The 9,767-nt window shown below is 33.4% G+C and carries 13 protein-coding genes; 1 reads left to right on the forward strand and 12 read right to left on the reverse strand.

The window, feature by feature from the left end; genetic code table 11:
* Positions 1-4 precede the first annotated feature (4 nt).
* From RT261_RS18715 to RT261_RS18735, 5 genes are all read right to left on the reverse strand, one after another.
* On the reverse strand, positions 5-649 hold the full coding sequence (locus RT261_RS18715; RefSeq protein ID WP_313134641.1) for a flavodoxin family protein: 645 nt from the start codon (positions 647-649) through the stop codon (positions 5-7).
* On the reverse strand, positions 646-1,128 hold the full coding sequence (locus tag RT261_RS18720) for a flavodoxin family protein (RefSeq protein ID WP_313134642.1): 483 nt from the start codon (positions 1,126-1,128) through the stop codon (positions 646-648). The genes RT261_RS18715 and RT261_RS18720 overlap by 4 nt, the downstream gene beginning before the upstream one ends.
* 76 nt (positions 1,129-1,204) lie before the next feature.
* On the reverse strand, positions 1,205-1,999 hold the full coding sequence (locus RT261_RS18725; protein WP_313134643.1) for a MerR family transcriptional regulator: 795 nt from the start codon (positions 1,997-1,999) through the stop codon (positions 1,205-1,207).
* Between the two features lie 36 nt (positions 2,000-2,035).
* On the reverse strand, positions 2,036-2,794 hold the full coding sequence (locus tag RT261_RS18730; RefSeq protein WP_313134644.1) for a class I SAM-dependent methyltransferase: 759 nt from the start codon (positions 2,792-2,794) through the stop codon (positions 2,036-2,038).
* 225 nt (positions 2,795-3,019) lie between these two features.
* Positions 3,020-3,901 carry a LysR family transcriptional regulator gene (locus tag RT261_RS18735; protein ID WP_313134645.1) on the reverse strand — a complete coding sequence of 294 codons (882 nt, stop codon included), beginning with the start codon at positions 3,899-3,901 and terminating at the stop codon, positions 3,020-3,022.
* A gap of 122 nt (positions 3,902-4,023) precedes the next feature.
* On the opposite strand from RT261_RS18735, the gene RT261_RS18740 reads away from it, so the two are divergent.
* A complete protein-coding gene (locus RT261_RS18740; RefSeq protein WP_313134646.1) occupies positions 4,024-4,326 on the forward strand; it encodes a chromate transporter in 303 nt (100 codons plus the stop codon).
* 65 nt (positions 4,327-4,391) lie between these two features.
* Here the strand turns inward: RT261_RS18740 and RT261_RS18745 are convergent, their stop codons facing one another.
* The 7 genes from RT261_RS18745 to RT261_RS18775 form a co-directional block, all read right to left on the reverse strand.
* On the reverse strand, positions 4,392-5,165 hold the full coding sequence (locus tag RT261_RS18745) for an SDR family NAD(P)-dependent oxidoreductase (RefSeq protein ID WP_313134647.1): 774 nt from the start codon (positions 5,163-5,165) through the stop codon (positions 4,392-4,394).
* A 319-nt stretch (positions 5,166-5,484) separates the two neighbouring features.
* Complete coding sequence (locus RT261_RS18750) at positions 5,485-6,162, reverse strand: SGNH/GDSL hydrolase family protein (RefSeq protein WP_313134648.1); 678 nt, start codon at positions 6,160-6,162, stop codon at positions 5,485-5,487.
* 188 nt (positions 6,163-6,350) lie between these two features.
* Complete coding sequence (locus tag RT261_RS18755; protein WP_313134649.1) at positions 6,351-6,962, reverse strand: sugar O-acetyltransferase; 612 nt, start codon at positions 6,960-6,962, stop codon at positions 6,351-6,353.
* A gap of 118 nt (positions 6,963-7,080) precedes the next feature.
* Complete coding sequence (locus RT261_RS18760) at positions 7,081-7,410, reverse strand: helix-turn-helix domain-containing protein (RefSeq protein ID WP_313134650.1); 330 nt, start codon at positions 7,408-7,410, stop codon at positions 7,081-7,083.
* 197 nt (positions 7,411-7,607) lie between these two features.
* Positions 7,608-8,426: a MerR family transcriptional regulator gene (locus RT261_RS18765; protein ID WP_313134651.1), complete on the reverse strand. Its 819-nt coding sequence runs from the start codon at positions 8,424-8,426 to the stop codon at positions 7,608-7,610.
* A 124-nt stretch (positions 8,427-8,550) separates the two neighbouring features.
* Positions 8,551-8,694, reverse strand: coding sequence for a hypothetical protein (locus tag RT261_RS18770; RefSeq protein ID WP_313134652.1), 144 nt, complete (start codon positions 8,692-8,694; stop codon positions 8,551-8,553).
* 426 nt (positions 8,695-9,120) lie between these two features.
* The gene (locus tag RT261_RS18775) at positions 9,121-9,612 is read right to left on the reverse strand and encodes an immunoglobulin-like domain-containing protein (protein WP_313134653.1); all 492 of its coding nucleotides are present in this window, start codon (positions 9,610-9,612) and stop codon (positions 9,121-9,123) included.
* Positions 9,613-9,767: the final 155 nt, after the last annotated feature.

Below are 9,767 nucleotides of genomic sequence, written 5' to 3' on the forward strand. Positions count from 1 at the left end.
ATTATTATAAAAATGGCATATCCAGCCGTTTATCAAATACCTTATTCTGTTTTAACACCTTGTGCCAGCCGATATTGTTAAGACCAATATCACAGAGAAACTGATACAAACGGATCTGGAATTTTGATAACTGATATGGCTTTCCTAATTCTTTTGTTAGCTTTGGATCAAAGGCATGGGTTTCATCATAAATTCTTCCTAATTCGTTTATTTTTATTAGCACTTTTTTAAACATCTTAGGAAACATATATATTGCAGCTGCTTCCCCCTTGGAAACGGTGCCTAAATAATTATAATTAAGTTGCTTTGCCAAAGACTCAAAATATCGTTCTACATACTTTTCCTGTGCGGTTTCTATAAAGCCTGCCTGTATAATAAATCCAAGAGATTTCCCTTTTATAGATGATGGTCTTAAATGCTCAATAAATTTCATCAAGATTCCCGGCATAGCATGAACGTAAAGAGGCAGGATAATGATTACTGTGTCATAATTCTCCACATAATGTGCTAGTTCCTCTATGTCAGAATTCGCTATACATTTTATTTCACAGGGTATTTTCATGCCCCGCACAAATTCTTTACATATAATACTTGTATTACTGTTTTTTCCATTTCCTTTTGGAGAGCCATTTATAATGATTGTATTCATTTCTGATTCCCCCTATTTCTAAAAAATTCTTCTATAGGTTTAACCATAATATTTTCTGAATAAAATTGATAAAATACACGATTGATATAATTCTCAAATATTTCACAACCATCATCCGTTTTAAAATGTCCATCATAATAAAATTCTATATCCGGGTATTTTTTATATCTCTTTACATGCATGGACTCCCCTGTTTTGTAGGTGGTATATGGAAGGTAGAGAGGAATCATTCGATCAAAAAGATTTTTCAAATTACTTGTGACAAACCCTTTTGTCACTTTTGCAAAGTAAAGAACTTTGTCCGCGGTTATATATTCATGATAATACTGATTTAAATCTTTGTATATACATCTTCCCGGGTTTTTCCACCAGCAACTCCAACAACCCACGCAGTGATTTACCTCAATTTTTGACAGATCCAAGGTATAAGCACCTTCGATTTGTATATCCGAAATTTCCTTAATTAATATGACTTTCATACCTGCTTTCCTCCTGAAACTTTAATTTGTTTCAAGTATAAAGCAGGGGGTTACACCCATGTCAATATATAATCAATCATTCAAAAGGAATAAATATTTCAATGTAAGTTTTAATTTTATTTCCTTTATGTGAAATAAGGCGTATCATAGCAAAGGCTTCTCCTAATAGCCTAATTCCATGTTTATTTGCATATTCTGAAGACACCATATACATTTTTTCAATTAAATCTTCCTGCTCATCTTGTGGATGTATTTGCTCCACCACAGTATATAGGCACTTAGTATAAGGTATATAATGATCATTATTATTTTTAATTTCAGCACTATCAACGATTAACATCTTTGTACCAGTAACACCATTTTCGTCAAAGGAAATGTAGCGCATAATTTGTGAGAACATATCTTCATTATTGGAACTCATGATATCTTTTACATTTTCATATTCTTCTACCGCAATAAAATCTGATATCTCTCCGTTAATTCTATATAGGGGCAAGGATTTAAAAGTAAAAGTGTTTAGATTTCTTTCTAAATCTCTGCTGAATTCTTGCGTCTCTTCAATTCTTTTTAACATACACTGTGTGTCATGCATCAATTTTTCAAGTTCGTTTTTCTTATTTGTTAATAGACTTTCCATGTCCTGCATATCACTTATATTAGATAAATTTTGAATCTGATGAATTGTCATCCCGCGTTTTTTATAAAAATCTATTATCATTAGGTTATATATGTCATAGATATCATAATTTCTATAATTATTTTCACTGTTCTTTTTCGGATTAAGTAATCCTTTCTCCTCATAAAAACGCAATGTATCTCTTGGCACACCAATATAATTAAATAAGTCCCTTGTACGATATTTTTTCAGCACTACAAATTCCCCCCTTACTGCTTAGCCACCCTATTTCTATTTAACTGCAACGGCCTCAAACGTAATAATGTCTTCCGAATTTGATGGATACTGCCCTAATTTATAGCCGGAAGAAATCACAATATTTTTAAATCCTAAACTTTCAAGTATTAATCTGAACTCTTCTACTCCGTACCATCGTAATGGAAAATACTCTAATTCCGTTTGCAGAAGCACCCCTTCCCGCCATTTTTCATATCGTCCATGGGAAATAGTGTATTGATTTATATAATCAACTTCTACTACTTTATTTTCTAATGTAATTACATCTCCGTTAGAACATTCCCAAGTTCTCGTGGAAACTGTGCCTGTTGTAATATTCGTTTGCAAAGATATATCAAGAATCAATCTGCCCCCATTGGATAAATGCTTATAAAAATTTTCTAATGCTTTTAATGAATCTTCTCTTTTATGTAATAAAAGGAATGTTCCCGTTGGCACTATAATGGCATCATATTCGGTATCCTTTGATAAAGATTCCATCTTCCCTTCAAAAAGTCTGGGGTTTAGGCCCCTTTTTCTACAATTATTCTCGCATATATTTAACATATCTTTTGAACTGTCAAACCCCTCCACTGTTAATCCATTTTCTAAAAGAGGAATTAAGATACGGCCAGTGCCCGTTGCGGGTTCCAGAATAGGCCCTTTGCATGACTTTAATCTATTCATATAAAATTCTACATCCCCAAAAGAATGACCTATGGGTTTATCCATATCATATACTTCTGAAGATAGTCTGCCATAATAACTCAACATGTTTAATCACCTTTCTTCTTAAATATATTCCCCACGGGGTGTTCATATCAATATCCTAAAATAATATCAATACATTTTTAACTTTCTTCTCATGGGTAAAATCTATTATATCAGCAATTTAAAAAAGGGCTGTTCCTATCTTGCTAAACATGAATAAATAAAGCTTTATTCATTATAAATTCAAACATTTAATGCCTAATAATAATTAGATCCAGACTCTATTCCTTAATCTCTTATACTATTCTTAATTATCTCAATAAGTGCTTTAAAACTATTTGTTTGAAATTTATCTTTATGAAATACAATATGATTTATATTAACTAGCTCAAAATCATTTACCCTTATTTCAAGGAGTTCACCACTGTCAATTTCTTCTTCTACCAGTATTTTGGGCAGCACACTTATTCCTAAATTGTGTTTTACTGCATGAATAAGAGCTTGAGAATTTATACTTGTCCACTCCGGATTTGCTTTTAAATTTTGAAGCAGTAATGCACTGTCAAAAACATCACGAATAGCACTTCCTTTTTCTCTAAGCAATAATCTTTCTTGCATTAAATTATTAATATGAATAGGTTCTTCTAAAGCTAACTTATGTTTGGGAGAACATATTATAGCTAATTTATAGGAGGAGAATGGAATCTTTATTAATTCTTCATTATTGATTACTCCTTCAATTAGGCCCAAATCAATTTCATTATTATATAGCATCTCTTCAATTTTCCCAGCATTTCCAATAGTAACTTTTGTGGGAGTATTTTTATAAATTGCTTCAAAATTTACTATGGCTTTAGGTAAAATAAAGTTCGCTATAGTTATACTTGATCCGATTTTAATAGCTGCATTATCTTCTAACTCTTTAACATTTTTCTCTAAATTATCATACAAATCTAATAGCTTTATTACCTTCGCCAAGAATAACTTACCAGTTTCATTTAGATAAACCTTTCTTGAGATTCTATCAAATAAACACACACCTAAATCACTTTCTAATTCACTAATTGCTTTTGAAACTGCTGGCTGGGTTATAAATAATTTTTCTGCTGCCTTTGTAATACTTTCTTCTTCGCATACCATTTTAAAAATACGCAGATATCTTATATTCATATCTAACTCCTATTCATTACTATTTAGTTATGCGTTTCATAAAATTATACTATTATACTTATGTCAAATCAAGGTGTATAATAAACAATGTTGACGATTACTCTCTTGGAGGTATTATTTTTATGAAAATAAAAAGTTTCAAATTATACTTTTCACTTTTTCGAATTACATTTAATATCAGTGCTTTTACCTTTGGAGGCGGATATATAGTTATTCCTATGATGCGTAAATACTTCGTTAATGACCTGAAGTTAATTAGTGAACGGGAGTTATTAGACATGGCTGCAATAGCACAATCAACCCCTGGTGCTATTGCAGTTAATATTGCAGTATTAGTGGGTTATCGTATTTCTGGAATTACAGGTGCAGTTATTAAAGCAGACGGGATAAAATGCACTAAAAGAATAAAACAAAAAGACCACTAAGTGCTCTTCAATTGCACTTAATGATCTTTTTGTTACTGTCCTTAAAAATATGATAAACCAGCTGTCTAAACTGCTGTTAATCCGCCGTCCACAACAATAAACTGTGCTGTTGTATAACTGGATGCATCAGAGGATAGGAATAAGATTGGTCCGTTAAGCTCGCCTTTTCTTCCCGGCCTGGAAGCTGGACAAATTGCGTTATACATCTGCAGGAATCTTTCTTCCTTAAATAAGGTATCTGCTGTCATCTCTGATTCAAAAAGACCAGGGCCTACGGCGTTAACAGTGATCCCATATTGTGCCAAAGAAACCGCCATACCAGTAGTCAACCCAAGAACTGCACTCTTTGATGCATTATAAGCGTGACGCACAAGTGTTTCTGACTTATCTGCTACAATCGCATTAACAGATGCAACGTTGACAATCTTTCCGTATTTTTGCTTCTTCATATGTGGTACCACATATTTACATGTCAAAAAGATACCTTTTACGTTTATATCCATTGCAGTATCCCACTGCTCAACCGTCAAATTTTCTACAGAACCTGCGAAGGCAATTCCTGCATTGTTTAGTAATATATCAATTTTATTGTAATGTTCCAAGACCTCTTTAATTGCTTTTTCAACATCTTCCTCTTTAGAAACATCACACTGTACGGCAATCGCTTTCTTGCCCATAGCTTCAATCTCTTTCACAACTTCATCAAGCTTTTCTTTTCTTCTGGCTAAAAGTGCAACGTCCGCACCTTGTTCCGCATATGCTCTTGCAGCATCGGCTCCTAAACCACTGGAGGCTCCTGTAATAACTGCAACTTTACCTGTCAGATCAAATAAATTCATATTATTATCTCCTTTTTCCTTTATGCTTCGACTTTTTAGTACAATAATTAAGTTCGTTAATATTTTAACATTCTTTAAGTTATTTGTCAAATATTTAACAATATAAATTCCATTTATTTTTTCGTTTATTGCAAACATTCTTATTTACACTCTTGGTCACATTGGTACTGAAAAACTGTTTATTGCCTGTTTTTATCCAGCATTTCTTCTTCAACAGTGTTACGACTTCTGTATGCCTTAAACTGTCAAAAAAAGATGCCGCTTGAACCGGATGGCCCTTGGCGGCAAGATTTATTTCAGATAAATCATCTTTGTAAAATTATAATAATCCATTTGCAAAATTATTAAAGGACGTTGCTATGACTTTTTGACCTGACGTATTCGGATGAGTTCCATCCTCGCAAAGCAACGCACCGACATCCCCAGACTTTAGGAAGTCTCCTCTTAAATCAACTAGCGGAACTTGTGTATCCGATGCAATTTTTTCAATTATTTTAGAATAATTCTCCTGATGATAGTAAATGTTTTTGATTTCACCAAGCCACAGCATAATGTTTTTTTTATTGAGATCTCTGCAAAACCAATTAAAAAAACTTTGTGGTTCTAATGGTGGTAATGTAGTCAATATAGGCAAAATACCTTTTTTCTTTAATGTATCAATGATATCATAATAGGTTTCCATAAAAAGTTCTATTGGCGTATTAGGAGAATAATTGCCTTCCGGAATCTCCGAAATTTCTTTCCAATTATAATCGCAGTCATTTCCACCATAATCCATCACAATTGCATCACATCCAGCATTCTCTAAGCTCTTTTTAAGGATATTCCTTCCTTTTGTTACCGTACATCCAAATCTCGAATAATTTTTAATCTCAATAGAGTATTTTTCGCTTAGTTTTTCTACATCAATATTATTATTAACATAATACTTTTTGTTTACAGGATTAATCTGAATTCCTTTTAAAATCGAATCTCCATATATCCTTACACTAATCATTTTATTCACCACCATTTTTAATCTCTACATGATATAGTATTCATTACTACATCATACGTCATCCATGCTTATTTGTCAATTATCAATTTTTAATTTCAATCTCCTCTATATTATTGGCAAATATAACTGCATGAAATCATAAAGTATAAAAAAACCATAAGATCATTAAGCCTTATGGTTTTTCACTATTATAGGTAGTCCTGTACATCAAATTCTTTGTCTTTAAAATAATATTTTCGATCATCTTCCGTAATTTCTCTGACAACTTTGCATGGGTTTCCTACAGCGATCACATTATCCGGTATATTCTTGGTAACAATACTGCCTGCACCGATAACCACATTGTTTCCTATGGTGACACCCGGATTGATTACAACGTTACCGCCTATCCATACATTATCCCCTATGGTAATTGGTATTCCATATTCATACCCTGAATTTCTGGAATCCGGATGGATAGGATGACCCGCAGTGTAAATGGATACATTAGGGGCAAACATAACATAGTCGCCAATAGTTACCTTACCCACATCAAGAATTACACAGTTGTAATTGGCATAAAAAAACTTTCCAACCTCTATATTCTTCCCATAATCACAGTGGAAAGGCTGTTCAATGTGTACATTCTCACCCGTTTTTCCAAAGATACCACGAATTAATTGGTCCATCTTTTCTTCTTCCTCGGGACGCAATAAATTATACTCATAAATTTTTTTCTTGTTCTCCATTCTTTCTTCGCTTAGTCCATCCAACCAGGCCTTGTAAGGCAGTCCGGTAAGCATTCTGTCTTTATGATTCATAATAAATTACTCCTTTCATTATGTAATTGATGTTTTGCATAACGTACAACAATACAAGAACATATCCATGGAAATACTTTTAATCTTTTAAAAGCCACGTCTCTTTCTAAAGGATAAATTATAACGTTTCATCAATTACCCATGATATGAAATGATCAACTAATTTAAGTTTTCGTTCATCACATAGCTTGATTCTCTCAGTAATTTGATCCTTTAGGCTATCATCCACATATTTAACCGTACCCAAAAGTAAATAGTCCGGTGTTGTATCAAGAGCTTCACATACTTTCATCAACGTTTCAATACTGGGAATTGAATGATTGTTTTCTATATTCGAAATATAATTGTTGCTAAGTCCGGTAGCTTCTGCAACTTCATCCTGTGTTAAATTTAATACTCTTCTTCTTTTTGCTATTCTTTCACCTAAAGCTTTATAATCTATTTCCATCTTTATCACCCTACATTAATGTACCAATAATAAATTAAATGTGTAATAATCTAAAAGTGTGTTTATACACTTTTAATTGTAGCTTGTTGGGTTTATAATAAGATAAATACATTTTTAATGCTAATTAAAATTTAAGGATTCTGCATTTAAAGCAGCAAAAACCGTCTGCAATTTTGCAGACGGTTGCCTAATCACAACTATTTCTTTCTAACCGGATAACAAACCTCTGTGACGTATTCATCAGGATTTTGTGTTTCATGGGGGCTGACGTGATAGATATTGAAGGACAAACCATTAAAGTCATAACCGTTATCATGTACCCAATTGGCCACTGCCTCATTAACCTCATCTACCTTTTCATAACTGCCCTTGTAGGTAGCAGATGCAATCAGAACGGGAGGTTCCGTTTTAAATACTATATTTTCGGTATTCTTATAATTGCCGCGAACGGATTTCTGTACCTCTACATCCACATTGGATTCCTTAAATTCACCATCATGGAAGATAGCTAATGTGTAACATGGATCCCCATCCTGCATCTGAAGGGGAGCTGTTTCCTGCATCAAAATGCCCCACAGCATTCCTTCCTGCTGGTAATTAGGGATAACCTTTCGTACGCTTGCAACATATCTTTCGGGTATTTCTTTTAAAGTAACATTGTAATTCATAACCGTTCCATCCTTTCTCAGCCGCTTTATGGCTGTATCAAGGAGCCGCAGACGGTGCTCCGCTTCTTCGGCCTCTGCCTGTACTTCAGATTGTTTAACCGCCAAAAATTCTGCCAGTGCTTGAGGATTATCATAACTTTTTAGTATCTCTATAATGGTCGAAAGACTAAAACCCATATCCTTCAAGGCATTGATCCGTCCAATAACCGGAAGTTGGTCCTCGCTGTAAAAGCGATAGCCTGTAAAGCTATCAATGCTCTTTGGCACCAACAGACCTATTTCATCATAATGACGCAGCATCCGTATACTAATCCTTGATAGTTTTGAAAAATCACCTATTTTCAGCATTTTTATATCCTCACATATATGTGTTTTTTGAGCTCATATTTATTTTAGAGTATACCATAATGTGAGAGTCAATAGGTAATTTTATAAATTATTTCTATTTGTTTCGCAATTAATAAATTTTCAACTATAAGGAAAACCACGGATTGCAGCCTTCTGAAACCATTTCCCGTACCTCGGATAGGTCAAACTGTATTACATAGCCATCTACAGCCATTTTAAGCATATACGCCCGCAGATTACGTATACCAGGCAGTTCCATTTTTTTCAATCATAGTACGTTCCTGTTCCGATACTCGGAAGGACACGTTCAGACTCCTGCAGCGTTCAGACATAAAATCACCACCTTGTCGGAAATATTTTAGAGTTTTGTTATAAAAGAGTTGCTTCTCGTTTAGGAGATATGTACAAAAAGCAGCGGTGAAAATTTGCGTCATAATATGGTGCTCCTAAGAGGTTCATGAATAAAAAGTGAACTTCTTAGGAGCACTTGGTGGAATTTAGTAAGAATGAAAATATAACTATGTAAAAATCTTTTTATAGACAAAGGTGCCGCCTGACACTATCTTGTGTCAGGCGGCACCTTTAGATTTCTGTTTTCCTACTCATTACATAGATTTACAATATCGGGATGAATTCTTCCATGGGCAATTATATGCTAGAGCTTTATTTTCTTGATTTTTATTAAAGCCTAATCCTATTCAATATCAAATTCAGCTTCAAGAGTTATCTCACTGCTATTTGATGAGAAATCCTTAATAATCTTGTATTTACCTTTTGTTATTTTTCCATCCAATTCTTGCAAATATATTATCTGACTATGTGTTTCCCCAGATTTTATAGTATATAGAATATCATCAAAACCTGTATCTTTTTTGAATGGAATTTCACGCCACTCATCATCTTGATATTTTTTCACAGTATAAAATTGTTTAAATTCATAATCCTTCTTTCCAGAATTTTTGATTTGTAAGGTAATTTCATCAACTGACAAACTGTAGTTAGATTTTTCAAGATACATCGTTAGCTCTTGCTCTTTTTCACTATTTCCCGAACTCCCTTTGGTCGTTTTTTTTGTTAATGCTTGTTTATCAGGTGATTCTGTTGGTGCTTTTTCCCCAGATGACTGACATCCTGCTACCATAATTGGAAGTAATATTATTATAAATAATATTGACACTTTTTTCATAAAATTCTCCATTCTGCTGCTCACATACAACATATTTGATATTAATTAGACGATTGATAGCTCTGAAAAGTTCCATTTTAACTATCAACTTACAGGTAAAATTTATTTGCCAAACTAAATTCTAGCTATTACTAGAAGTAACTCTGGCAAATCCC

Source organism: Anaerocolumna sp., from assembly GCF_032079385.1.
Classification (GTDB): Bacteria; Bacillota; Clostridia; order Lachnospirales; family Lachnospiraceae; genus Anaerocolumna.